This is a genomic window from Burkholderia sp. GW821-FHT14F03, assembly GCF_058803765.1.
The window spans coordinates 103,366-129,155 of record NZ_JBXAPG010000012.1 but is presented as its reverse complement, the minus strand read 5'-3'; the positions used below and the strand labels follow the sequence as shown (position 1 = coordinate 129,155).

General features: G+C 73.2%; 12 protein-coding genes and 1 riboswitch. Of the genes, 9 read left to right on the top strand and 3 right to left on the bottom strand.

Annotation, left to right across the window (positions count from 1 at the left end; all coding sequences use genetic code 11):
• Positions 1-41: 41 nt before the first annotated feature.
• Positions 42-761 carry a CbtA family protein gene (locus AC1RQF_RS10540; RefSeq protein ID WP_274003290.1) on the bottom strand — a complete coding sequence of 240 codons (720 nt, stop codon included), beginning with the start codon at positions 759-761 and terminating at the stop codon, positions 42-44.
• Between the two features lie 13 nt (positions 762-774).
• Positions 775-984, bottom strand: a complete 210-nt coding sequence (locus AC1RQF_RS10535; protein WP_274003289.1) for a CbtB domain-containing protein — start codon at positions 982-984, stop codon at positions 775-777.
• 39 nt (positions 985-1,023) lie between these two features.
• A riboswitch (cobalamin riboswitch) is annotated at positions 1,024-1,151 on the bottom strand.
• On the opposite strand from AC1RQF_RS10535, the gene AC1RQF_RS10530 reads away from it, so the two are divergent.
• On the top strand, positions 1,142-1,759 hold the full coding sequence (locus AC1RQF_RS10530; RefSeq protein ID WP_492871991.1) for a histidine phosphatase family protein: 618 nt from the start codon (positions 1,142-1,144) through the stop codon (positions 1,757-1,759). It overlaps the preceding riboswitch by 10 nt.
• A gap of 189 nt (positions 1,760-1,948) precedes the next feature.
• Complete coding sequence (locus AC1RQF_RS10525; RefSeq protein WP_274003286.1) at positions 1,949-2,752, top strand: alpha/beta fold hydrolase; 804 nt, start codon at positions 1,949-1,951, stop codon at positions 2,750-2,752.
• A gap of 85 nt (positions 2,753-2,837) precedes the next feature.
• Here the strand turns inward: AC1RQF_RS10525 and AC1RQF_RS10520 are convergent, their stop codons facing one another.
• Positions 2,838-4,592, bottom strand: a complete 1,755-nt coding sequence (locus tag AC1RQF_RS10520) for a cyclic peptide export ABC transporter (RefSeq protein ID WP_274003285.1) — start codon at positions 4,590-4,592, stop codon at positions 2,838-2,840.
• A gap of 255 nt (positions 4,593-4,847) precedes the next feature.
• Here AC1RQF_RS10520 and AC1RQF_RS10515 point away from each other — a divergent pair, with 255 nt between their 5' ends.
• The 7 genes from AC1RQF_RS10515 to AC1RQF_RS10485 form a co-directional block, all read left to right on the top strand.
• A complete protein-coding gene (locus AC1RQF_RS10515; RefSeq protein WP_492871989.1) occupies positions 4,848-14,525 on the top strand; it encodes an amino acid adenylation domain-containing protein in 9,678 nt (3,225 codons plus the stop codon).
• A 12-nt stretch (positions 14,526-14,537) separates the two neighbouring features.
• A complete protein-coding gene (locus tag AC1RQF_RS10510) occupies positions 14,538-19,565 on the top strand; it encodes an amino acid adenylation domain-containing protein (RefSeq protein ID WP_492871988.1) in 5,028 nt (1,675 codons plus the stop codon).
• Positions 19,555-20,664 carry a GNAT family N-acetyltransferase gene (locus AC1RQF_RS10505; protein ID WP_492871986.1) on the top strand — a complete coding sequence of 370 codons (1,110 nt, stop codon included), beginning with the start codon at positions 19,555-19,557 and terminating at the stop codon, positions 20,662-20,664. The genes AC1RQF_RS10510 and AC1RQF_RS10505 overlap by 11 nt, the downstream gene beginning before the upstream one ends.
• Before the next feature lie 31 nt (positions 20,665-20,695).
• Positions 20,696-22,090 (top strand): lysine N(6)-hydroxylase/L-ornithine N(5)-oxygenase family protein, encoded by a 1,395-nt coding sequence (locus tag AC1RQF_RS10500; RefSeq protein WP_492871985.1) that lies wholly within the window; start codon positions 20,696-20,698, stop codon positions 22,088-22,090.
• Positions 22,091-22,132: 42 nt separating this feature from the next.
• A complete protein-coding gene (locus AC1RQF_RS10495; protein WP_492871983.1) occupies positions 22,133-24,358 on the top strand; it encodes a TonB-dependent siderophore receptor in 2,226 nt (741 codons plus the stop codon).
• A 169-nt stretch (positions 24,359-24,527) separates the two neighbouring features.
• Entirely contained in the window at positions 24,528-25,370 is an 843-nt protein-coding gene (locus AC1RQF_RS10490; protein ID WP_274003273.1) for a formyl transferase, read from the top strand.
• Positions 25,371-25,458: 88 nt separating this feature from the next.
• Positions 25,459-25,790 (top strand): hypothetical protein (locus tag AC1RQF_RS10485; RefSeq protein ID WP_492871982.1); only part of this gene is annotated, 332 nt, incomplete at its 3' end.

The following is a 25,790-nucleotide window of genomic DNA, read 5'->3' as shown; positions in this document are numbered from 1 at the left end:
GCGGGAAGGGGGACGGGAGCGGGGGCGGCGCGGCCGCGCCGCTACGTGCGCCGTCCCGCCGGCACGCCGCGTTCGGCCAGCGCGCCGAACACGAGGCCGATCGTCGTCCACATGATCACCTGCATGCCGATCGCGGCGACCCGGAACTGCCACAGCACGGTCGCAGGGAACGCGTCGGGCACTTCGTTGATCGCGGGCAGCGCGTGCTGCACGGCCGCGATGATCGCGACGAACACGAGCCCCGCCGCGAGCGACGCGTTCCACGCGCCGAGCCGCGCGGACAACCGGCCGCGCACCTTGAGCGAGAACACCAGCGTCACGATCGAGATCGCGATCATCAGGAAGAACAGCCCGGTTCGATAGCCGATCGTCTCCGGATCGCCCACCGAGGGGGGATTGGCGGGGTACTTGAGATTGGGGACGATCACCAGGGCGATGAACGCCGCGAGCGCGAGCCACGCGGACAGCGGCCGCGCGGCGAGCCGCCCGACCCGGCCGTACGCATAGGCGAAGGTCAGCGCGAACAGGCCGCCGAATGCCGCGCCGTAGGTCACGACGCCCGTGAGCAGGCCGAGCCCGGCCTGGGTCCCGCGGCTGACGAGCTCCGGCTCCGGGGCCTCGCCCTTGGCCGCATCGAGCTTTTCCTCGAAGGCGATCGCCTGCGCGACCTGGGGTTCGCCGACGACCCGCGCGAACGCGAACGTGAGAAGACCGGCGGCGATGCCTGCGAGCATCCCGCGGACCAGCAGTTTTCCGACCATCCGTGCCTCCGCGTCAGTGGCAGGGGAAGCCGAGCAGGTGCCGGCCGTCGTGCACGAACTCATGCACGTACATGCCGGGAACGAGCGAGGTCGCGCCTTGTTCCGCGCCGACGAAGTAGAGCGCGAGCAGCAGGAGCAGGCCAGCGAACAGGGCCCAGGGCAACAGTTCGCCAAGGGGAATCGGCGCCGGGGCGGCAACCGGGTTGAGGGCAGCTTCGTGCATGGTGGGATCTCCGGGGGAATCGCGCCCCGTCAAGGGTGGTGAGGAAAGGCAAGGAACGCAGGTCTGGCTTCCGGGATCAGGGATCGCCGGTTACAGTGGCGCGACCGCGCCGGATTCGCACCGGCTTCCGCGTTCGTATTCGGAGGGCATTGTACGCGTGATTTTTTTGCCGGAGCAATCGGAGGGCGGGCCGCATCGGGCGGCCGACGCCGACCTCGTCGTGTATCTCGTCGCGCATGCGGCGACCCGCGCGATGCGGAGCGGCGCGTTCCCCGACGACGATCCGCTCGATGCGCGCGGTCTCGCCGAGGCGGCCGCGCTGCGCGCGCGCTGGACGCCGCCCGCCGGCGCGCGCGCGTGCAGCAGCCCGGCGCGCTGCGCGCGGCAGACCGCCGAGGCGCTCGGCCTGCCTGCCGCGCCCGAGGCGGGGCTGGCGGATCTCGACTACGGCCGCTGGCGCGGCGTGCCGCTCGCGCGCCTCGCGCAGACGGCCCCGGATGCGCTGCGGGCCTGGTTGGCGGATCCGCGCGCGCATCCGCACGGCGGCGAAGCGTTCGCGGATGCGCGGCGGCGGGTGGGCGGCTGGCTCGACGGCTTGCCGGCGGGCGGTCGGATCGTCGCCGTCACCCATCCGGCGCTGGTGCGCGCCGCGCTCGCGCATGCGCTGGGTACGTCGCCCGATGCGCCGTTCGGTCCGGAGGTCGCGCCGCTGGCCGTGACGGTGCTGGTGCGCGCCGGGCCGGGCTGGATGCGTCGTGAAGCAGCCGAAGGGTGAGCCGCGCCGCGCAGCCCGCGATGCGTGATGCGTGATGCGCGCCGTATCGCCCCGGCCGGTCCCAACGCTTGATTCGCGCGCGCGGTCTTGATACGATCGCCGCACTTTGTCGTCACGCGCAACGCCCTCCCGGTCCGCCAGGAGGGCGTTTCTTTTTGGCTTTCCTCCACCGAAAAGGAATTGCGCGACATGAATCCCGTCTCTTCTCTCTCCCGCGCCGCCCATCCGGACGAAGGCCTCGGCCACCGCCGGCACGGCGACGGCCCCGTGCGCGTGCTGATGCTGCACGACTGGCTCGGCGACCACACGAACTACGACGCCATCCTCCCGTATCTCGACGGCGACGCGTTCACCTATGTGTTCGCCGACCTGCGCGGATACGGCCGCTCGTTCCACCTGACGGGCGCGTATACGCTCGACGAGGTGAGCGCCGACTGCCTCGCGCTCGCCGACCGGCTCGGCTGGACGGGCTTCCACGTGATCGGCCATTCAATGACCGGGATGGTGACGCAGCGGCTCGCGGCCGTCGCGCCCGGGCGGATCCTGGGCGCGGTGGCGGTGTGCCCGGTGTCCGCCGCGGGGCAGGGGCTCGACGCCGAGGCGCGGGCGTTCTTCGAGCAGGTCGCGACGGACGACGCCGCCTTGCGCCGGCTGCTCCGTCATGTCGCGGGCGGCTTGTCGCCGGGCTGGATCGAGGCCAAGCTGCGGCAGCGCCGCGCGGCGGTCTCGCCGGCCTGCCGGCCCGGCTATCTCGCGATGCTGAACGGGCCCGGGTTCGTCGACCAGGTGCGCGGGCTCGCCACGCGCTTTCTCGTGATGGTCGGCGACCACGATCCCGGGCTCGACGCGGCGGCGATGCGGCGCAGCTTCCTCGCGTGGCACCCGAATGCGCGCCTCGCGGTCGTGCCGAACTGCGGGCACTACCCGATGCAGGAGTGCCCGCCGTACTTCGTCACGCTGATCGAGGCGTTCCTGCGCGGGGATCCCGCCTGAGCCCGCGCCGCGCATGAAAAAACGCGGCGCGTCCCCATCGGGCACGCGCCGCGTTCTGCTTGCCGGACGACCGGTCCCGCCCGGCTCAGCCGGCCGTGCCGTTCGCCGCGACGGGCGTCGCGAGCGCCGCATGCGCGGTGCCGAAGGTCTCGCTGACGATGCTGCCGTTGTCGAGCTTCAGCACGCGGTCCGCGATCGGGAAATAGCGGTCGTCGTGGCTGATCACGATCACGGTCTTGCCGCGCGCGCGCAGCTCGGGCAGCAGCTGCTCGTAGAACACCGCCTTGAATTGCGGATCCTGGTCCGCCGCCCATTCGTCGAACAGGTACAGCGGGCGATCCTCCAGGTACGCGACCACGAGCGCGAGGCGCTTGCGCTGGCCGGTCGACAGCGCGCGCGTCGAGAACGCGCCGTCCACCACCTGCACCTTGTGATCGAGCGCGAGCTTCGCGACGAGCGCGTTCGCGCGCGCGTCGGCCTGGGCGCGCGACGCGTCGTTCGGATCGACGATCCCGAGCAGCGCGTCGAACAGGTGGAAATCGTTGAACACGGCGGTGAAGCGCTCGCGGTACGCGCCGCGCTCGGCGAACCCGATCGGCTGGCCGTCGATCTCGATCGCGCCGCCTTCGGGCTCGTACAGCCCGGTCAGCACCTTCGCGAGCGTGGTCTTGCCGCTGCCGTTGCCGCCGACGATGAACACCAGTTCGCCCGGCTGCAGCGTCAGGTTGATCGGCCCGACGCGGAACATCCGCTCGTCGCGCTCATGGAAATACGAATGCGTGACGTCGCGCAGCGCGAGCGTGCGGAACGGCGCATGCGACGCCGCTTCGGGCGGCGGCGGCACCACGCGCAGCGCGCCGAACTGGGCCATCAGCTTCTCGATGCGGTCGAGCGAGACGCGCGCCGCGTTGAGGGTGGGCACGTTGTTGAGCAGGCCGTCGAGCGGCAGCAGCATGAACAGGAACACGACCACGTAGCCGGACGCCGCCGGGCCGTCGCCGCGCACGCCCAGCGCCGGCCAGAACGCGGCGACGCCGAGGAACACGTAGAACAGGAACACGATCCAGCCGACCCCGACCGCATACGCGCTGAACGCGCGGCGGCGATGGTCGCGCACCTCGCCGATCGCCGCGCCGAGCTGGCCGTCGATGAACTGCCGCGCGCGGGCCTGGTGCAGCTTCAGCTCCTTGGCGCCCGTGAAGAGCGCGCCGAGATAGCCGAACAGCTTGTCCTGCGAGCGCCCGGCGGCTTCGAGCAGCGCGATCGCGCGCTTGTCGCCGGCGTGATAGCCGAGCGAGCCGACCAGGATCGCCGCGACCGCGAGCAGGCACACCGGCCACGACAGCCAGGCGAGGTAGCCGAGGCAGCCGAACACGATCGAGCCGTGCATCACCAGATTCGGCAGCGCGAAGAACAGCATCGACACATTGGTGGCGTCGTCGGTCAGCACCGACTGCACGGGCGCGGCGCCGATCCGTTCGACGTCCTGCAGCTCGGCCGCGGCCACCCGGCGCGCGACGTGCTCGCGCAGCTGCGCCATGGTGTCCTGCGACAGCCGGGCGAACAGCACGCCGGTGATGATCCGGGTGACGAGCGCGATCACCGCGCACAGGCCGAAGCGCAGCGCGAGCGTCGCGCCGGCCGCGTCGGGCTGGGACAGCGCCTTGCTCAGCGTGGCGACCAGCAGCACGCTCGCGATGCCGTTCAGCACGCAGGCGACGAGCGCGATCGTGAACGCGCCGCGCGAGCGCTTCAGGAGGCCGAGGATGAGCCGGATCGCCGGTCGGGCGGCGCGCCGGTCGGCGGAGGGAGGGTCGAACTGCTCGGTGGCTGATGTCATCGGCAACAGGGGCGAATAGGGCGGATGGGCATGGCGGCCCCATGACACGCAGATGACAGCGGTTTCCGGGGCGCCTCTCGACACTATGACGAACGGGCGCGGCAAATCTTTACCACAGGCCGGGCGCGCAAATGATTGCGCGGTCACGGTAAAGATTTGCGCGCGTGGTTCGTCTCACTTGTGAAGCGGCCCCCAATGCGGGCGGCGACCTGAACGACAGGGCCGGAAACGGCCGGATCCACCGGACTTCACGCCATGACGAGCTTTCCGACTGCGCTGCACCACCGAATTCACGCGCTTGCGCGCCTTGCCCCCGACGCCCCGGCGCTCGCCTCGTTCACCCCCGGCACGGTGCGGCTCACGCGCGGCGAGCTGGACGACCGCGCCGCGCGCCTCGCCGCGCAGCTGACGGCCGCCGGCGTGACGACCGAGGTGCGGGTCGGGGTGTGCGTCGCGCGCTCGTGCGACCTGTTCGTCGCGCTGCTCGCGGTGCTCAAGGCGGGCGGCGTGTTCGTCGCGCTCGATCCGCGCCATCCGGGCGCGCGGCTCGACTGGGTGGCCCGCGACGCGGGCCTCGCGCACGGCATCGTCGACGCCTCGGCGGACGCCGCGATGCGCGCGCGCTTCGCGCGCTGCTTCGAGGTCGCGAGCGTGGCCGAGCCCGATCCGGCCGCGCCGCGCACGCCCGGCGACGCGCCCGTGCACCCGCGCGCGGCCGCCTACATGATCTATACCTCCGGCTCGACCGGCACGCCGAAGGCGGTGGTGGTCGAGCACGGCCCGCTCGCCGCGCACGGCGACGCGCTCGCGGCCTCGCTGCCGATCGGGGCGGACGACCGCGTGCTGCATTTCGCGTCGGTCAATTTCGACGTCGCGATCGAGGCCTGGCTCGTGCCGCTCGCGGTCGGCGGCAGCGTCGTGATCAGCGATCCGCCGCCGTTCGCGCCGCAGACCGCGCACGCGTTCATGGTGCGCGAGGGCGTGACCAACACCACCTTGCCGCCCGCCTATCTGCGCGAATTCGCGGCGGTGTGCGCGCGCGACGGCGTGCCGCCGTCGCTGCGCGTGCTGCTGTTCGGCGGCGAGGCGATGTCGCAGGACAGCTTCGACGAGATCCGCCGGGTGTTTCCCGCGCAGCGGCTCGTCAACGGCTACGGGCCGACCGAGGCGGTGATCTCGCCAATGCTGTGGCCGGTCGATCCGGGCGCGACGCCCACGCTCGATCCGAACCAGGGCTATGCGTCGCTGCCGATCGGCTGGCCGATCGGACGCCGCGTCGCGCGCATCGACGGCGGCGCGCCGCAGGGCGCCGACGGCGAATTGCTGCTCGGCGGCGTGTGTCTCGCGCGCGGCTATCACGGCCGGCCCGGGCTGACCGCCGAGCGTTTCCTGCCGGATCCGGGCGGCGAGCCGGGCGAGCGCATCTATCGCACCGGCGATCTCGCGCGCGAACGCGCGGACGGGTCGTTCGACTACCTCGGGCGGATCGACGATCAGGTGCAGGTGCGCGGCGTGCGCGTGGAACCCGGCGAGATCGCCGCATGCCTGCTCGCGCATCCGGCCGTCAGCGACGCCGGCGTGCTCGCCGAGACGGCGGGCGGCCGCACTCAGCTGACCGCCTGCGTGGTGCTGACCGAGCCGCTCGCCGATGCGGCGCTCAAGGCGCACCTGGGCGCGCATCTGCCGGCGGCGTGGCTGCCGCACCGCTTCGCGCGCTTCACGCGGCTGCCGTATACCTTGAACGGCAAGCTCGACCGCGCCGCGCTGCGCGATTCGGTCGCGGCGCTGCCGGCCGTGGCCGACGACGATCATGTCGCGCCCGTCGGCGCGACCGAGACGCGCCTCGCGGCGCTGTGGCAGCGCCTGCTCGACGAGGCCGCGCCGCTCGGCCGCACCGATCGGTTCTTCGCGCGCGGCGGCGATTCGCTCGGCGCGATGCAGTTGCAGGCCGCGATCCGCGCCGAATGGGGCGTCGCGCTGCGGCTCGAGGCGCTGTTCGACGATGCGACGCTGGCCGAACTGGCGGCCGCGATCGAGCAGGGCGAGCCCGATGCCGCCGCGCCCGCGCGCGCGCTGAAGATCGAGGCGGCGAGCGCCGACCTGTCCACGCCGTACCGCGACCGTCCCGCCTCGTTCGCGCAGCAGCGCTTCTGGGTGCTCGCGCGCACCCAGGACGCGGGCGACGCCTATCACGTCGCCGTGCAATGGGACATCGACGGCCTGCTCGATCCCGCCGTGCTGCAACGCGCGCTCGACCATCTGCTCGCGCGCCACGAAGCATGGCGCACGACGCTCGTCGAGGACGACGACGGCGTGGTGTGGCAGCGCATCCACCGCCGCCTGCCGGTGACGCTCGCGATGGTCGACCTGCGCGGTCTCGACGACGCGGTGCGCGCGGCGCGTCTCGCCGACCTGACCCGCCAGCACGCGGGCGCGGCGTTCGACCTGTCGGGCGGGCCGCTCGTGCGCGCCACGCTCGTCACGCTGACGGGCGGCGCGCAGCATTTCCTGCTCACCACCCACCATGCGGTCAGCGACGGCTGGAGCTCGCGCTGCGCATTCGATGAACTGACCCGCGCCTATGCCGCGTTCGCGGAAGGCCGGGAGCCGGCGTCGCCGGCGCTGCCGATCCAGTACGCGGACTATGCCCAGGCGCAGCGCGCGATGCTCGCCGGGGGCGAGGGCGCGCGCCAGCTCGACTATTGGCGCGAGGCGCTCGCGCAGGCGCCCGCGCCGCTCGCGCTGCCGCTCGACCGGGCGCGCGGCGCGGCCGCGGATCATCGCGGCGGCCGCGTGGCGCTGCGCTTGTCCGCCGCGCTGTCGGAGGCGCTGCGCGACACCGCGCGCCAGCTGCGCGCCTCGCCGTTCACGCTGCTGCTGGCCGCGTTCGACGCGTGGCTGTTCCGCCTGACGGGCGAGCGCGACCTGGTGGTCGCCGCGCCGGTCGCGGACCGCGCGCAGGCCGAGACCCGGCCGCTCGTGGGCCTGTTCCTGAACACGCTCGCGCTGCGCGCGCGGGTGAGCCCGGCGCAGCGCTTCGCGGCGCTGGTCGACGCGGTGCGGCGCGACGCGGTCGCGGCCTTCGCGCACCAGGACGTGCCGTTCGATCAGGTGCTGGACGCGGTGCAGCCGCCCGCGCGGCGCGGCGAGGCCTGGCTCAAGGTCAAGTTCGCGCAGCAGTTCGATCTGGCGCTGTCGGCGTCGCTGCCGGGCGCGACGGCGCGCATGGCGGCCGGGCTCGATCTCGGCGCGCGCTTCGACTACGCGCTCGATTTCACCGACGATCCGCAGGGCATCGAGCTGGTGGCCGCGTTCGCGCTCGACGGCATCGACGCCGACACCGCGCGCGCCTGGCTCGACAGCTATGCGGCGCTGCTCGCGGACGCGGTGCGCGATCCGCGCCAGCCGATCGCGGCGCTCGCCTGCGCGAGCGCGGCGACGCGCGCGCCGCAGCGCGGCCGCGCGCTTGCAACCACCGAACACGTGCTGGCGCGGTTCGCCCGCGCGGCGGCCGAGGCGCCGCAGCGCGCGGCCGTGGTCGATGCGGACGCGAGCCTGAGCTTCGCGGCGCTGGATGCCTGGTCCGACCGGCTGGCGCACGCACTGCGCCGGCGCGGCGCGGGCCCCGAGCAGGCGGTCGCGCTGCGCTTCGAACGCACGACGCGCTTCGTCGCCGCGTGGCTCGGCGTGCTGAAGTCCGGCGCCTATGCGGTGCCGCTCGATCCCGCCGCGCCGCCCGAGCGGCTTGCCGCCGCGCTCGACGCGTGCGGCGCGCGCTGGCTGCTGGTCGAGGGCGCGGGGCTGGACGCCGCCGCCGCGGCGGCGCTCGGCGACGCAGCGACGCCGCTCGACGTCGACGCGCTGGGCGGCGAGCCCGCGCCGGCCGAGGCGCGGCTGCCCGCGCCGCTGCCGGGGCAGGCGGCCTATCTGATTTTCACGTCCGGCTCGACCGGCACGCCGAAGGGCGTGGTGATCGACCATCGCGCGCTGGCCGACTATGTCGACGGCCTGCTCGACGAGCTGGCGTTCGCGCCGGACGCGTCGATGGCGATGGTGTCGACGGTCGCGGCGGACCTCGGGCACACGACGCTGTTCGGCGCGCTGTGCTCGGGGCGCACGCTGCATCTGCTGCCCGCGTCCTGCGCGTTCGACCCGGACCGTTTCGCGCACGAGATGCGCAGCCGCGACGTGGGCGTGCTGAAGATCGTGCCGAGCCACCTGCATGCGCTGCTCGACGCGCAGGCGGCCGCCGACGTGCTGCCCGCACACGCGCTCGTCACGGGCGGCGAGGCGCTGCCGTGGTCGCTCGTCGCGCGCCTCGCGGCGCTCAAGCCCGCGTGCCGCGTGATCAACCACTACGGACCGACCGAAGCGACGGTCGGCGCGCTCGTGTGCGACCTTTCCGCGCCGGCCCAGGCCGTGCTGCGCGAGGCCGCGCTGGCTGCGCCGGGCGCGCTGAGCGTGCCGCTCGGCCGGCCGCTGCCGAACGCCGACGCGTGCGTGCTCGACGCGAGCGGCGCGCCGGTGCCGCCGGGCGGGATCGGCGAGTTGTACCTGGGCGGGCCGGGGCTCGCGCGCGGCTATCTGCGCCGCGCGGGCGCGACCGCCGAGCGCTTCGTGCCGGACCCGTTCACGCCGGGCGCGCGCCTGTACCGCACCGGCGACCGCGTGCGGTTGCGCGCGGACGGCCGCATCGCGTTCCTCGGCCGTCTCGACGACCAGGTCAAGATTCGCGGCTACCGGGTCGAACCGGGCGAGGTGAGCGCCGCGCTGCGCGCGCTCGACGGCGTCGCGCAGGCGGAAACGCTCGCGGTCGAGCACGAGGGCCGGCTGCGGCTCGCGTCGTTCGTGACGCCGGCGGCCGGCGCGCGGCTCGACGACGCCGCGCTGCGCGGCGCGCTGGCCGCGCGGCTGCCCGACTACATGGTGCCGGCCGTGCTGCAGGTGTGCGCGAGCCTGCCCGTCACCGCCAACGGCAAGATCGATCGCGCCGCGCTGCGCGTGCTGGCCGCCGCGCCCGCGCCGGTCGCCGACCGCCCGGCCGATGCGCCGCAAGGGCCGGTCGAGACCGTGCTGGCCGCGGTCTGGCAGGAGGTGCTGAAAACCGGGCGGATCGGCCGCGAGGACGATTTCTTCGCGCTGGGCGGCGATTCGATCCTGGTGTTGCAGGTGATCGCACGCGCCCGCAAGCGCGGCGTGAAATTCACACCCAAGCAGTTGTTCGACGGCCCGACCGTCGCGAAGCTCGCGCGCGTCGCGGTCGCGACGGACGCGGCCGCGCCGGCCGCCGCGACCCGGGCGGCGCCCGCGGCGGCGCAGGCCGACGCGCCCATGCTGTTGCCCGCGCAACGACGCTTCTTCGCGCTCGACATCCCGCGTCGCGGCCACTGGAACCAGTCGATCGAGCTGACGCCCGCCGCGCCGTTCGATTTCGACGCGTTCACGCGCGCGTTCGACACCGTGCTCACGCATCACGCGGTATTCCGCCAGCGCTTCACGCCGACCGGCCCGCAAGGCGAGTGGCAACCGAGCGAAGCGCCGCGCGCGTTCGACACGCTGCCGCTCGCGGCGGGCGTGGCGCGCGACGAAACCGACGCGCTCGCGCAGTTCGACGCGCTGCAGGCCGGGCTGGACCTCGAACGCGGTCCGCTCGCCTGCGCGTTCGCCGCCGCGCTGCCGGACGGCGCGACGCGCCTCTATCTCGCGATTCACCACCTGATCGTCGACGGCGTGACCTGGCGCGTGCTGCTCGACGATCTCGACGCCGCCTATCGCGCGGCCGCCGAGCGCCGCGCGGTGCGGCTCGCGTCCACCGGGGCAAGCGCGTCGCAGTGGGCGGCGCGCCTCGCGCGCGCGGCGCGCGATCCGCACGGGCCGTTCGCGGCCGAGCTGCCGGGCTGGGCCGCGCTCGCCGCGCCGCACGAGGATCTGCCGCTCGATCATCCGGACGCGCGCGCGACCAACGCCGACGCGGCGGTCGTGATCCAGGCGCTCGACGCGGACCTGACGCGCCGCGCGCTGACCGAGGCGAACGGCGCATACCGCACGCAGATGGTCGAATTGCTGATCGCGGCGCTCGCGCAGGCGCTCGGTCGCCAGACCGGGCAGGCCGCCTGCCGGATCGAGCTGGAGGGCCACGGCCGCGAGGCGCTGTTCGACGAGCTGGACGCGAGCCGCACGCCGGGCTGGCTCACGAGCCACTATCCGGTTGCGTTCGCGGTGGCGGATACGCCGCTCGCGACGCTCGCGGGCGTGAAGGACAGCTTGCGCGACGTGCCGAACAAGGGGCTGGGCTTCGGCGTGCTGCGCCACTACGGCGACGATGCCGCGCGCACGGCGCTCGCGGCGGTGCCGCGGCCGCGCGTGACCTTCAACTACCTGGGGCAGTTCGACGCGCCGCGCGACGCGGCGCTCGTGCCGCGCTTCGGCGGCGCGGGCCTCGAACGCGATCCGGGCGGCCCGATCGGCAACGCGCTCGCGATTCACGCGTATATCGACGCGCACGACGGCCGCACGCTGCGCGTGCACTGGGTGTACGGCGCGACGCAGTTCGAGCGCGCGACCATCGACGCGCTGGCCGCGCGCTTCTCGGCCGCGCTGACCGAATTGACCGACGCCTGCGCCGAGCGTCTCGCGTCTCGCGGCGCGGGCGCGACCCCGGGCGACTACCCGCTCGCGCGCGCGGCGGGCCTCACGCAGGCGGCGCTCGAACGCCTGCCGTTCGACCTGCGCACGATCGACGACATCTATCCGCTCGCGCCGATGCAGCAGGGCATCCTGTTCCACGCGCTGTTCGCGCCCGAGCAGTCGACCTACGTGAACCAGCTGGTCGCGACGCTCGACGCGCCGGACATCGCGCGCCTGCGCGCCGCGTTCGAGGCCGCGCCGCCGCGCCACGACATCCTGCGCACCGGCTTCACGGCCGACGAGGCCGCGCCGATGCAGGTCGTGCACCGGCAGGCGACGCTGCCCGTCGAGGAACTCGACTGGCGCAACCTCGCCGAGCGCGACGCGGCGCTCGACGCGTGGCTCGCGGCCGACCGGGCGCGCGGCTTCGATCTCGCCGCGCCGCCGCTGATGCGGGTCGCGCTGATCCGTTTCGGCGACGCGGAATGGCGTCTCGTGTGGACGCGCCATCACCTGCTGCTCGACGGCTGGAGCACGGCGCGCTGCTTCGCGGACGTGCTGCGCGACTACCTCGAACCGCCGCGTCCGAACCCGTTCGCCGCGCCGGCGCGGGTGCGCTATCGCGACTTCATCGCGTGGCTCGCGAGCCGCGACGCGGCGTCCGAGCGCGCGTTCTGGCTCGACCGGCTCGCGCGTCTCGACGAACCGACGCTGATCGCCGAGCGCGAGCCGCAGCCGGGCGAGACGGGCGCGAACCGCACCTGGCGCGCCACGCTCGACGCGGCGACGACCGCGCGCGTGGGCGACGCCGCGCGACAGCTGAAGATCACCGTCAACACGCTCGTGCAGGGCGCCTGGGCGCTGGCCTTGCAGCGCGTGACGAATCGCGCGGCGGTGGCGTTCGGCGCGACGGTCGCGGGCCGGCCGGATGCGCTGGCCGAGATCGACACGGTGCTGGGCCTCTTCATCAACACGCTGCCCGTGATCGCCGCGCCGCTGCCGCAGCGCAGCGCGCGCGGGTGGCTCGCGGACCTGCAGCGCGACAACGCGGCCGCGCTCGACCACGCGCACACGCCGCTCTACGAGATCCAGCAGTGGGCGGGCCAGGGCGGCCGCGCGCTGTTCGACACGCTGGTCGTGTTCGAGAACTATCCGGTCGACGAGGCCTGGCAGGGCCGCGAGCCGCGCGCACTGCAAAAGCGCGACCTGCGCAACATCGAGGCGACCGATTTCGCCCTGACGCTCGTGATCGAGGCGGGGCAGACGCTCACGATCGATTACGGCTACGACACGGCGCGGCTCGGCGAGGCGCGCGTCGCGGCGCTGCACGACGCGTTCGTCGCCTGCCTGGGCGGGCTCGTCGCCGCGCCGGACGCGCCGCTGGGCGCGCTGGCCTGCGCGAGCGACGCGACGCTCGCACGGGCCGCGCAGGCGAACGCGACCGCGCGCGACTGGCCGGCGGCCCAGCAGGCGCCGCTGCACCGGCAATTCGAGGCGGCCGCGCAGGCGACGCCCGACGCCATCGCGCTGGAAATGACGGAGCCGTCCGGCGCGGCGCGACGGCTCAGCTATCGCGAACTCGACCAGCAGGCCGAGCGCGCGGCCGCCGCGCTGCGCGTGGCCGGCGTGCTGCCGGACACGGCGGTCGCGTTGTGCGTCGAGCGTTCGTTCGACATGGTGATCGCGCTGCTCGGCGTGCTGAAGGCCGGCGCGGCCTACCTGCCGGTCGACCCCGACTATCCGGCCGACCGCATCGACTACCTGCTGCGCGACGCGCGGCCCGCCGTGGTGCTCACGCAGGCGCATCTGCGCGAGCGGGTCGCGACGGCCGTCGCGGGCGCGACCCCGGTGGTCACCGTCGACGCGCTGCTGCAGGGCGCGCCGGAGCCCGGCGCGCGCACCGAGGTCGCGGCCGATCAGCTGGCCTACCTGATCTACACCTCCGGCTCGACCGGCAAGCCGAAGGGCGCGGGCAACACGCACGCGGCGCTCGCGAACCGGATCGCGTGGATGCAGGACGCGTACCGGCTCACGCGCGACGACGTCGTGCTGCACAAGACCCCGTTCGGCTTCGACGTGTCGGTCTGGGAGTTCGTCTGGCCGCTCGCGATCGGCGCGACGCTCGCGATCGCGGCGCCGGGCGATCACCGCGATCCGGCGCGGCTGGTCGAGACGATCGCCGCGCACCGGGTCACGACCTTGCATTTCGTGCCGTCGATGCTGGCCGCGTTCGTCGCGCATCTCGACGATTTCGGCGTCGCGGCGCGCTGCGCGAGCATCACGCGGATCGTCGCGAGCGGCGAGGCGCTCGCGCCCGCGCTGGTCGCGCGCGTGCAGGCGCTGCTGCCGCACGCGCGGCTGTTCAACCTGTACGGCCCGACCGAGGCGGCGATCGACGTGTCGCACTGGACCTGCACGGCCGACGACGGCCGCGCGGCGGCGGTGCCGATCGGCCATCCGATCGCGAACCTGCAGCTGCACGTGCTCGACGTGGCCGGCCATCCGGCGCCGGAGGGCGGGATCGGCGAACTGCACCTGGGCGGCGCGGGCCTCGCGCGCGGCTACCTGGGCCGCGCGGCGCTGACGGCCGAGCGCTTCGTGCCGGACCCGTCCGGCGGCGGCGCGCGCCTGTACCGCACGGGCGACCTGGTGCGGCGCCGCGCCGACGGCGCGCTCGACTACCTGGGCCGCCTCGACGCGCAGGTCAAGCTGCGCGGCCAGCGGCTCGAACCGGGCGAGATCGAGGCGCTGCTGCGCGCCGCGCTGGGCGTGCGCGACGCGGTCGTGATCGTGCACGACGACCAGCTGGTCGGCTATGTCGCGCACGGCGCGAACCCCGCGCCGGACGCCGCCGCGCTGCTCGATGCGTTGCGCGCGCAACTGCCCGCCTACATGGTGCCGTCGCAGCTGATCGCGCTGGAGGCGCTGCCCGTCACGCCGAACGGCAAGTGCGACCGGCGCGCGCTGCCGACGCCCGAGCGCGCGGCGCGCGCGGTGACGCCGCCGCGCACCGAGACGGAACGCACGCTCGCCGGGATCTGGCAGCGCGCGCTGAAGCTCGACGCGGTCGGCTGCGACGACGATTTCTTCACGCTCGGCGGCCATTCGCTGCTCGCGACCCAGGTCAACGCGCAGGCGAACCTGCACTGGGCGCTGACGCTGCCGCTGCGCCAGCTGTTCGAGGAACGCACGCTCGCGCGCTGCGCGGCGGTGATCGACCACGCGCTCGCCGCGCGCGGCGGCTTGTCCGGGCAGGACGCCGCGGACGCGATCGATGCATTGCTCGGCGAGCTGGAAATTCAATAACAAGGACCGAGGATGACCACTGCCAAACCGGATCTGCTGTCGCTCGCCGCGCGTTTCGCGCAACTGCCGCCGGCCCAGCGCCAGGTGTTCCTGCAGAAGCTCGACGCGGCGGGCATCGATTTCCGCCTGCTGCCGATCCCGCCGCGCGCGGAACGCGCGGCGAGCGTGCCGGCGTCGTTCGCGCAGACCCGGCTGTGGCTGCATGCGCGCATGATCGACGAGCCGGCGGCGTACCACATCACCGAGCGGCTGCGGCTCGACGGCGCGCTCGACGCGAATGCGCTGCGGCTGTCGTGCGACGCGCTGATCGCGCGTCACGAGGCGCTGCGCACCACCTTCGAGGAAGGCGCGGACGGCGTGCAGCAGACCGTGCACGCGCCCGCGCGCTGCCCATGGCGCAGCAGCGAACTCGACGCGCTGCCGGCCGCCGGGCGCGAGGCGCGCGCGGCCGATCTGGCGCAGGCGGACGAGGCGCGGCCGTTCGATCTCGCGCACGGGCCGCTGCTGCGCGCCCACCTGATCCGGCTCGATGCGCGCACGCACTGGCTCGCGCTCACCGTGCACCACATCGTGTCGGACGGCTGGTCGGCCGACGTGATGCTGGCGGAGCTGGCCTCGTTCTACCGTTCCTATGCGAAGAACGAGGTGGTCTCGCTCGCGCCGCTGCCGATCCAGTACGCGGACTACGCGCTGTGGCAGCGCCGCTGGCTCGACGCGGGCGAGCGCGAGCGCCAGCTCGACTACTGGCGCGGCGCGCTCGACGCGGGCCGCGACGTGCTGATGCTGCCGGGCGCCGCGCCGCGTCCCGCGCAGCGCAGCGCGCGCGGCGCGCGCCATCCGTTCGTGCTGGCCGCGCCGCTCGCCGAGCGGGTCCGCGCGTTCGCGCTGGCGCGCCGCGCGACGCCGTTCTCGGTGCTGCTCGCGGCGTTCGGCGCCTTGCTCGCGCGTGCGTCGGGCGATGCGCAGCTGCAGCTCGGCGTGCCGTCGGCGAACCGCGAGCGCGGCGAGACGGCGGGGCTGATCGGCTTCTTCGTGAACACGCTGACGATCGCGTTGCAAACGCCCCTGGCGCAGCGCTTCGACACGCTCGTCGACGCCACCCAGCGCGCGCTGATCGATGCGCAGGCGCACCAGGACGTGCCGTTCGAGCAGGTCGTGGAGGCGCTCGGCGTCGCGCGCAGCGCGAGCCATCATCCGCTGTTCCAGGTGATGGCCGCGTACGGCGCGCGCCGCGCGATGCCCGCGCTGGCCGACGTGACGATGACCGAATTGCCGTCGGGTGCGCCGTTCGCGAAGTTCGACCTGACCTTGAGCATCGACGAACAGGACGACGGCACGCTCGGCGCGCGCTTCGTCTATGCCACGGACCTGTTCGACGCCGCGGCGATCGAACGGCTCGCGCGCCGCTATGTGGTGCTGCTCGAGGACGCGCTGGCCGGCCCCGCGCGCGCGCTCGGCGACCTGCAGTGGCTGCCCGACGACGAGCGCCGCCAGCTGCGCGACTGGAACGTCGCCGCGCATGCGCTCGAACCGTTCAGCGCGGTGCACGAGCGGATCGCGGCGCATGCGCGCGCGCGGCCCGACGCGCTCGGCGTGGCCGACAGCGCGCGCACGCTGACGCGCGGCGAAGTCGATGCGCGCGCCGCGCGACTGGCGCGCCGGCTGGTCGCGGCGGGCGTATGCCCCGAGATGCGGGTGGGCGTGGCGCTGACGCGTTCGGTGGAACTGCCGGTCGCGCTGATCGCGGTGCTCAAGTCGGGCGGCGCGTTCGTGCCGCTCGATCCCGCGCATCCGCGCGAACGGCTCGCGCAGATGCTCGACGATGCGCGCATCACGCACGTGATCACCGAGCGCGCGAGCGTCGCCGCGCTGCCCGTGAACGACGCGATGCAGCTGTGGCTCGTCGACGCGGAACGGATCGATGCGCCCGAGGCGGCGCTGCCCGAGGTCTCGCCGCATCAGGCGGCCTATGTGATCTACACCTCGGGCTCGACCGGCAAGCCGAAGGGCGTGGTGGTCGACCACGGCGCGTTCGCCGCGCACTGCGCGGCGATTGCCGAGCGCTACGGCGTGACCGAGCGCGACGTGTTCATGCTGTTCCAGTCGGTCAACTTCGACGGCGCGCACGAGGGCTGGTTCTCGCAGTACATGAGCGGCGCGGCCGTCGCGGTGACGGCGGACACGCTGTGGCCGCCCGCGCAGACCTTCCGCCTGATCCGCCAGTACGGCGTGACGATGACCTACGTGCCGCCCGGCTGCGCGACCCAGCTCGCCGAGTGGGCGCTCGACCACGGCGCGCCGCCGACGCTGCGTTCGCTGACGGTGGGCGGCGAGGCGACCTCGCGCGAGGCGTTCGCGCTGCTGCGCCGCGCGCTGCCCGAGGTGCGGGTCGTCAACGGCTATGGGCCGACCGAGACCGTGATCACGCCGATGCTGTGGATGTTCGCGCCCGGCGACGACCCCGCGAAGCTCGCGGACGCGGCCTATCTGCCGATCGGCACGCTGGTCGGCGCACGCAGCGCACACGTGCTCGATGCACGGCTCAATCCGCTGCCCGTCGGCGTGATCGGCGAGCTGTATCTCGGCGGCGAGGGGATCGGCGTCGCGCGCGGCTACCTGGACCGCCCCGGGCTCACGGCCGAGCGCTTCGTGCCCGACCCGTACGGCGCGCCGGGCGCGCGGCTGTATCGCACGGGCGACCTGGTCAAGCGGCGCGCGGACGGCGTGTTCGATTTCATCGGCCGCGTCGATCACCAGGTGAAGCTGCGCGGCCTGCGCATCGAGCTGGGCGAGATCGAGGCGCAGCTCGCCGCGCACGACGACGTGCGCGAGGCGGTCGCGGTGGTGCGCGGCAAGGGCGCGCAGGCGGCGCTCGTCGCCTATGTCGAGTTGAGCGAGCAGGCGCGCGTCAGCGCGCAGCGCGCCGACGCCGCGACGCTCGATGCCCACCTGCGCCGCACGCTGCCCGATTACATGGTGCCTGCGCACATCGTCGTGCTGGACGCGCTGCCGCGTAACGCGAACAGCAAGGTCGACCGCGCCGCGCTGCCGGAACCGCAGCGCGTCGAGCGCGCCTATGAAGCGCCGGCGGCCGGGCTCGAAAGCGCGCTCGCGCAGATCTGGCGCGAGGTGCTCGAGGTCGCGCGGGTCGGCCGCGGCGATCATTTCTTCGAGATCGGCGGGCATTCGCTCGCGGCCGTGCGCGTCGCCACCCGCGTCGCGGACCGGCTCGGGCGCGACGTGCCGGTGCGCGCGCTGTTCGAGACGCCGCTGCTCGCGCAGTACGCGCAGCGCGTGGCGAGCGCCGCGACCGTCGAGACGAGCGGGGCGCCGGGCGCCGCGGCGCTCGCGGCGGACGCCGACGGCGTATGGCCGCTGTCCGCCGCGCAGCTGGGCCTGTGGTACCTGTGGCGCGCGCAGCCCGACAGCGCGGCCTATCTGATTCCGGTCGCGCTGCGGCTGCGCGGGGCGCTCGACGTCGCGGCGCTGCGCGCGGCCTTCGCGCGGACCGTCGCGCGGCATCCGGCGCTGCGCGCGCGGCTCGTGGAGCGGCCCGGCCGCCTGCCGGGCCAGCGCATCGAGGCGCACGTCGAGGCGTCGCTGCCGGTCGTCGATCTCGCGCCCGCGCCCGATCCGCGGCAGGCGGCGCTCGCGCTGACCGACGACGACGCGCTGACGCCGTTCGACCTGCGCGCCGACGCCGCTGGATCTTGCGCCACTGATGCGTCGGGCGCCGCTGCGCCGGGCGCCGCTGCGCCGGACATCGCCGCGCCGCTGTGGCGCGCGCGGCTGCTGCGCCTCGGCGACGACGACCACGTGCTGTCGCTGGCGATCCATCACATCGTGTCGGACGGCCAGTCGATCGACGTGTGGCTCGACGAACTGCGTGCGACCTATGTCGCGCTGCGCGCGGGCGCCGTCCTGCCGGACGAGATCCCGTCCGACCTGCCGGTGCTGCCGGTCGCGGGCGGTGCGGCGCGCCTCGCGTTCTGGCGCGAAGCGCTCGCGGAAACGCCGGCGCGCGTGCTGCCGGCCCCGGCGACGGGGCGCGCCGCCGTGCCGCGCTGGGAAGCCGGGCGGCTCGCGTTCGCGCTGGACGACGCGCTCGCGCAGCGGGCCCGGTCGCGCGCGCTCGATGCGCACGCCACCTTGCCGATGCTGCTGCATGCGGCATTCAACGCGGCGTTCTACCGCGTGACGGGCGAGACCGACCAGCCGGTCGGCGTGCTGGCCTCGACCCGCGAGCTGTCGGGCGACGCCGCGCAGCGCGCGCTGGGCCTGTTCATCAATGCCGTGGTCGTGCGCACCCGGCTCGCGCCGGCCGACACGCCCGCGAGCCTGCTCACGACGGTCCGCGACGCGGCGCTCGCCGCCTATGCGCACGCCGACGCGCCGTTCGCCGAGGTGGTTGCCGCGCTCGGCGCGCCGCGCGACGCGCACGGCAATCCGCTGTTCCAGGTGATGTTCAACTACCTGCGCCCGAGCGGCGCGGCGCACGGCGACTGGGCCGGGCTCGCGCTGGAGGATTTCAACGACGTGCGGCACCGCGTCGTGTTCGAGCTGGAACTCGACGTGGTCGAGCATCCGGACGGCCGCGTGACGGGGGCGTTCTCGTATGCGCGCGAGCGCGTCGACGGCGGGTTCGTGCAGACCCTGCTCGACGCCTACCTGATCGAGGTCGGGCGCATGGTCGACGCGCCGCGCACGCCGCTCGGCGAGGCCGAGCCCGGCTTCGCGCTCGCGTCGCGCGCGGGCGCGGCGGCGAACGCCGCGCCGACGCACGCGGCGCAGGCCGCGCAGCTCGCGGGCGCGTTCGAGCAGGTGTGGCGCACGGTCTTCGACGGCCACGCGCCCGCGCCGCACGACGATTTGTTCGAGGCGGGGGCCAGCTCGTTCGACGTGGTGCGCTTCGTCGACGCCGCGCGCGCGGCGGGGCTCGTGCTGAGCCTGGCCGACGTGTTCGCCGCGCCCGCGTTCGCGGCGCTCGGCGCGCGCGTCGCGGCGCAGGCCGCCGTGACGGAGGCGCGCGATGCTGACTAAGACCCGCGCGCCGCTGGCCGACGCCTTCACCCTGACCTTCCCGGGCGACCTGACGGCGACCCGCCAGGGCGACCAGATCACGGTCGGGCGCGGCGACGGCCTGGCCGCGCAGCTGTTGCGTGTGCAACTGACCGACGAGGCGCTGCTGCGGCTCGTCGCGTGCAATGCGCGCGCGGACGCGCCGGACCAGCGGCGCGCGTTGCTGGCGGCGCTCGCCGCGGGCTTCGCGGGCAACCCGAGGCTGACCGCGCTGCGCATCGATCCGGCCGCATGGCCGCGCGAGACGACCGACGCGCTGCGCGCCGACGGCGTGCTGGACGGCGACCGCTGCCTGCGCGAGCGCTGGGCGCAGCAGGCCGAGCTGTGGCGCGTGCCGCGCGCGGCGCTGCCCGCGCAGGCGGGCCGGGCGCGCACGCGCCGCCGCGCCGCGCCGTCGGACGGCATCCTTTATGCGCGCGACGTGCCCGCGCTGGGCCGCCGGCTCACGCTGCGCGGCGCGAGCCTCGTCGCGGACGGCGCGCGCGTCGCGCGCTGGCTCGACACGCCGCGCATCGCCGCCCAATGGGACGGCCGGCTCGCGCGCGAATCGGCGCGCGCTTACCTGGCGCGCCAGCTTGCGGATCCGCGCGTCGCGCCGCTGATCGCGGCGTTCGACGACGAGCCGTTCGGCTATGTCGAGACCTACCGCGCCGGGGCGCCGGGCGGCGAACCGTCGAGCGTGGCGCCGTTGGGCCGCACCCCGTTGGGTGGTATTCCGCTGGGCGGCACCCCGCCGGCCGTCGATGCGTCGGCCGGCACCCCGCCGGGCGGCGTCTCGTTCGCCGACGCGCGCGACCACGACCGCGGCTGGCGCGCGCTGGTCGGCGAATCGCGCTGGCGCGGCGCGGCCCATGTCGCGGCGTGGCTGCCGTCGCTCGTGCACTACCTGTTTCTCGACGATACCCGCACCGGAGCCGTGTACTGCGCGCCCCGGGCCGATCACAGCCGGATGATCGATTACCTCGCACGCTACCAATTCACCTCGTCGCAGGCGTCGTCCGGCCGGTATGTGCCGATGCGCGCGGAACGCGACACGTTTTTTTCAGGCCGCCACGTCTGACGTGCGGCCATACCGTCATAGGACCTGAGACATGCAGAGAGATACCGTATTCGACCTGATCGGCGTCGGCTTCGGGCCGTCGAACCTGGCGCTCGCCGTACGGCTCGCGGAGCAGGCGCGCGGCGCGCGGCCCACGCACTGCTTCATCGAGCGGCAAGCGGCGTTCGGCTGGCACCGCGGGATGCTGCTCGACGATTGCCGGATGCAGATCTCGTTCCTGAAGGATCTGGCGACGCTGCGCGATCCGAAGAGCCGCTTCACCTTCATCAACTACCTGTTCGAACGCGGCCGGCTCGCCGACTTCGTGAACCTGAAGAACTTCTATCCGACCCGCGTCGAATTCCACGACTACTTGAGCTGGGTCGCCGACGCGTTCGACGAGCAGGTCCACTATGGCGAGACCGTGACGGCGATCGAGCCGGTCGCGGCCGCCGGCCGCGCGGGCGAGATCGACGCGCTGCGCGTCAGCTCGCATGACGCCGAGGGCCGCGAATGGCAGCGCGTGACGCGCGCGCTGTCGGTGGGCATCGGCGGCGCCGCGCAGGTGCCGGAAGCGTTCGCCGCGCTCGGCCCGCACAACGTCGTGCATTCGTCGCAGTACCTGAACCAGATCGAGCACGCGGTGGGCGCGCCGGGCGCGGTCGCGCGCAAGCGGGTCGCGGTGATCGGCGCGGGCCAGAGCGCGGCCGAGGTGTTCGTCGACCTCACGCGCCGTTTCCCGCAGGTCGACGCGAGCCTCGTGATCCGCTCGGGCGCGCTCAAGCCGGCCGACGACAGCCCGTTCGTCAACGAGATCTTCAGTCCGGCCTACACCGACGTGGTTTATTCGCAGCCGAAGGAGAGCCGCCGCGCGCTGCTCGAACGCTACCGCGACACCAACTACGCGGTGGTCGACCGGCCGCTGATCGAGCAGATCTACGAAATGCTGTATCTGCAGAACGTGGCCGACACGCCGCGCCACCGGCTGCTCGCGAACACCGCGATCGAGGCCGCGGCGCGCACCGCGACGGGCCAGATCGAGCTGACGCTGCGCGATCGCCTCACGGGCCAGGGCCGCGCCGAGCGCTTCGACGCGCTGGTGCTCGCCACGGGCTATCGCCGCGACACCCATCTCGCGCTGCTCGACGGGCTCGCGCCGCACCTCGGCGACGCGCTCGCGAACGGCGACGTGACGCGCGACTACCAGCTCGCGACGCCCGGGCACTTCAAGCCGCGCATCTATCTGCAAGGCTGCTGCGAGGACAGCCACGGGCTGTCGGACACGCTGCTGTCGGTGCTCGCCATGCGCGCCGACGAGATCGTCACCTCGCTCGAACAGGGCGAGGCGGGCGCACAGAACGACAACGGACCAGACACGACGGACCGCAACCGGTCCGCGACACAAGAAAACGGGGCGAGCGACGGCCGGGTGGCCATCGCTCTTTGACAAAGGCGCGGCCTCCCGGCCGCCAAAGCAAATGGAGCAATGATGGAGTGGGCAACAGGCACGCGTCGGCGTGCGATCGCAGCCGCGGTGAGCGTGGCATTTTACGCAGCGGCAGCCAGCCAAGCGCACGCGCAAGCGGCGCAGCCAGCGAGCGATGCACAACAGCGGTCAAGCAAGACTTCAACCACGGACGCCAAGCCAGGCAGCACGCTGCCCGCTATCTCCGTCACCGCGTCGGGCGAGCAGGCGGCCACGGTCGGCCTCGTCGCGCGACGCAGCACGAGCGGCACCAAGACCGACACGCCGATCACCGAGATCCCGCAGACGATCAACGTCGTCACGGCGCAGCAGATCGAGGCGACCGGCGCGACCGACATCAACCAGGCCCTGCGCTACGTGCCGGGCTTCTCGACCTACGGCTCGGAGAACCGCTCGGACTGGTATTCGGTGCTGCGCGGCTTCACGCCGACCGTGTACGCCGACGGCCTGCAAGTGCCCAACACGCTGAATCTCGCGAGCTGGCGCATCGACCCCTACATGATCGACAGCATCACCGTGCTGCGCGGCCCGACCTCGGTGCTGTACGGGCAGGGTGATCCGGGCGCGATCATCGACGTGCAGACCAAGCTCGCGAACGGCGAGCGGATCCGCGAGGTCGGCATGCAGCTTGGCAACTACGCGCGCAAGCAGCTGTCGCTCGACGTGGGCGACAAGATCGACAAGGACGGCACGCTGTCGTACCGCTTCGTCGCGGTCGGCCGCGACGGCAACGCGCTGACCGGCCCGCACGGCGACAAGCGCTTCTCGGTCGCGCCGTCGGTGCGCTGGCAGCCGAACGCCGACACCTCGCTGACAGTGTCCGCGACCTACCTGCAGGACTGGAGCGACGCGTCGAACAACTTCCTGCCCGCGCAGGGCACGGTGCTGCCGAACCCGAACGGCCCGATCTCGGAGAACCTGTACGTCGGCGATCCGAACTATTCGTACTACCGCAAGAAGCAGTGGTCGGTCGGCTATCAGTTCGAGCACCGCCTGAACCCGGTGTGGACCTTCCGCCAGAACACCCGGCTCATGCACCTGTCGCTCGACAACGCGTCGGTGTACGGCGGCGGCCTCGACGCCTCGGATCCGACCCAGCAGACGATGACGCGCTATGCGGGCCTGTTCCAGATGAACTACAGCCGCTTCGACATCGACAACCAGGCGCAGGCGAAATTCCGCACCGGCCTGCTCGCGCACACGCTGCTGTTCGGCTTCGAGTACAACCGCCAGGCGACCACCGACAGCGAATGGCTCGCGCTCGCGCCGAGCCTGAACATGTACAACCCGGTGTACCTGCCGGTCACCACCGCGATCTTCGCCGGCCCGAACGCGTATCCGCGCACCGACATCAAGACGACGATGAATGCGTTCGGCGTGTACGCGCAGGACCAGATCAAGTGGCAGCGCTGGACCCTGACGCTCGGCGGCCGCCAGGACTGGGTCAACACCACCCAGAACGACATCGCGAACAGCCTGCAGCAGTCGCAGAGCGCGCACGCGTTCACCGGGCGGGTCGGCGTGACCTACGAGGGCGACTACGGGCTCTCGCCGTACCTCAGCTACTCGAGCTCGTTCAATCCGTCGGCGGTCGGCACCAAGATCACGGGCGGCGGCATCGCGGCGCCGACCAAGGGCCGCCAGATCGAGGCCGGCCTGCGCTGGCAGCCGCCGGGCAAGAACCTGATGCTGAACGCGGCGATCTACCAGATCAACCAGACCAACGTCGTGGTGCCGGACCCGAACGATCCGACCAACACCTACTCGGTGCAGGCGGGCGAAGTGCGGTCGCGCGGCATCGAGTTGAGCGCGGTCGGCAACATCACGCGCGAGCTGTCGGTGATCGCGGCCTATGTGTACCAGGACGTGAAGAACATCAAGGCCACCGACGTCACGCTCAACAACTGGCCGGTCGACATTCCGCGGCCGCGCCAGATGGCGTCGCTGTGGGGCGACTACACGTGGCGCACCGGCCCGCTCGCCGGGTTCGGGTTCGGCGCGGGCGTGCGCTATCAGAGCGCGGTCGCGGGCGCGGCGGACAACTCGCTGACGGTCGGCAGCTACACGCTGTTCGACGCCGCCGTGCACTACGAGCTGCGCAATTGGCGCTTCGCGGTCAACGCGACCAACCTCGCCAACCGGAAGTTCGTGAGCGGGTGCCAGTCCGCGAACGTGTGCTTCTACGGCAACGAGCGCACCGTGATCGCCTCGGCGCGCTACAACTGGTAAGCGGCGGCCGGCCCGGCGTCACGCGCGCCGGGCCGGCCGCGCGGTTCGCCGCGCACGCGGCCCGGCCGATCCGCCGGGCCGCGCGCGGCGCCGGCCCCGGAGCGACGCTCCGGATCCGCAACGACGGCGCGCCGATCGCGCGCCGCATCACTGGAAACTGATGACGGCCATGACGAAGAAGAAACTCGTATACATCTGGTCCCTGCGCAACGCGGCCGCCGACCGGGCGGGGCAGCAGGTCGAGTACAAGGGTGGCACGCGCTACATGAAGTCCGTGCTCGAATCGCTGGTCGAGGCGCTCAACGAGACCGAGCTGGGCGACCTGTACTCGCTCGAACGCGTGATCTACGACGACGACGCGGGCTCGCCGCTCGATCGCGAGAAGCTGCGCGAATACGGCTTCGCCTACGAGAGCGGCAAGCGCTGGTTCTATCCGCCGGCGCTGCGCGTGCAGGGCACGCCGGTCAATGACCTGCTGCAGGCGATTCCGTCGGAGTACCGGCGCGAGCCGCTCGATTCGCCGCTGCGGCCGGCCGGCAAGCAGGTGTTCGAGCGCCGCTTGCGCGATGCGCTCGACGGCCTGCACGCGGACCTCGTCGTGCTCGACGGGCTGCTCGTGATCCTCGACGAACTGGTGCGGCCGGGCGCGCCGTATTGCCGCAAGGTCGTCAACATCCATCCGGGCGTGACGCGCGCGGAATCGCCGTACGAGCGGCGCGGCGCGTATGCGACGCTCGATGCGCTGTACGGCGCGCGCGGCCAGAAGGTGGTCGACTGGAAGACGATGGCGACCGTGCCGGTCGAGCCGCTGTACCTGACGGGCGCGTCGTTCCATTACGTCGACAACGGCATCGATTCGGGCGAGGTGATCCACGACGTGCTGAACACCGAGATCGATCGCAACGACACGATCCTCGAACTGCGCTGGAACAATTTCAACCGCAGCCTGTTCCCGGCGCTGCACGAAGGGCTCGCGATGCTCGCGGGGCAGCCGGTCGGGCAGGAGGCTTGAGGCGCTGACGCCGCTGCGCGCGGCGTTCGGCGTCGGCCTGGAGCGCCTCGTCGTGAAACAGCGGGGCTGCGCAGCACGGATTCAACGAATGGTACGCATGGATGCGGCAGGGTTCGCGATGTTCATGGGCCGACGGGCGGGCAGGAGGCCCGAGGCGCTGACGCTGCTGCGTTCGGCGTTCGGCGTTGTTCTGGAGCGCCTCGTCGTGAAACAGCGGGGCTGCGCAGCACGGATTCAACGAGTGGTACGCATGGATGCGGCAGGGTTCGCGATGTTCATGGGCCGACGGGCGGGCAGGAGGCCCGAGGCGCTGACGCCGCTGCGTTTGGCGTTCGGCGTCGGCCTGGAGCGCCTCGTCGTGAAACAGCGGGGCTGCGCAGCACGGATTCAACGAGTGGTACGCATGGATGCGGCAGGGTT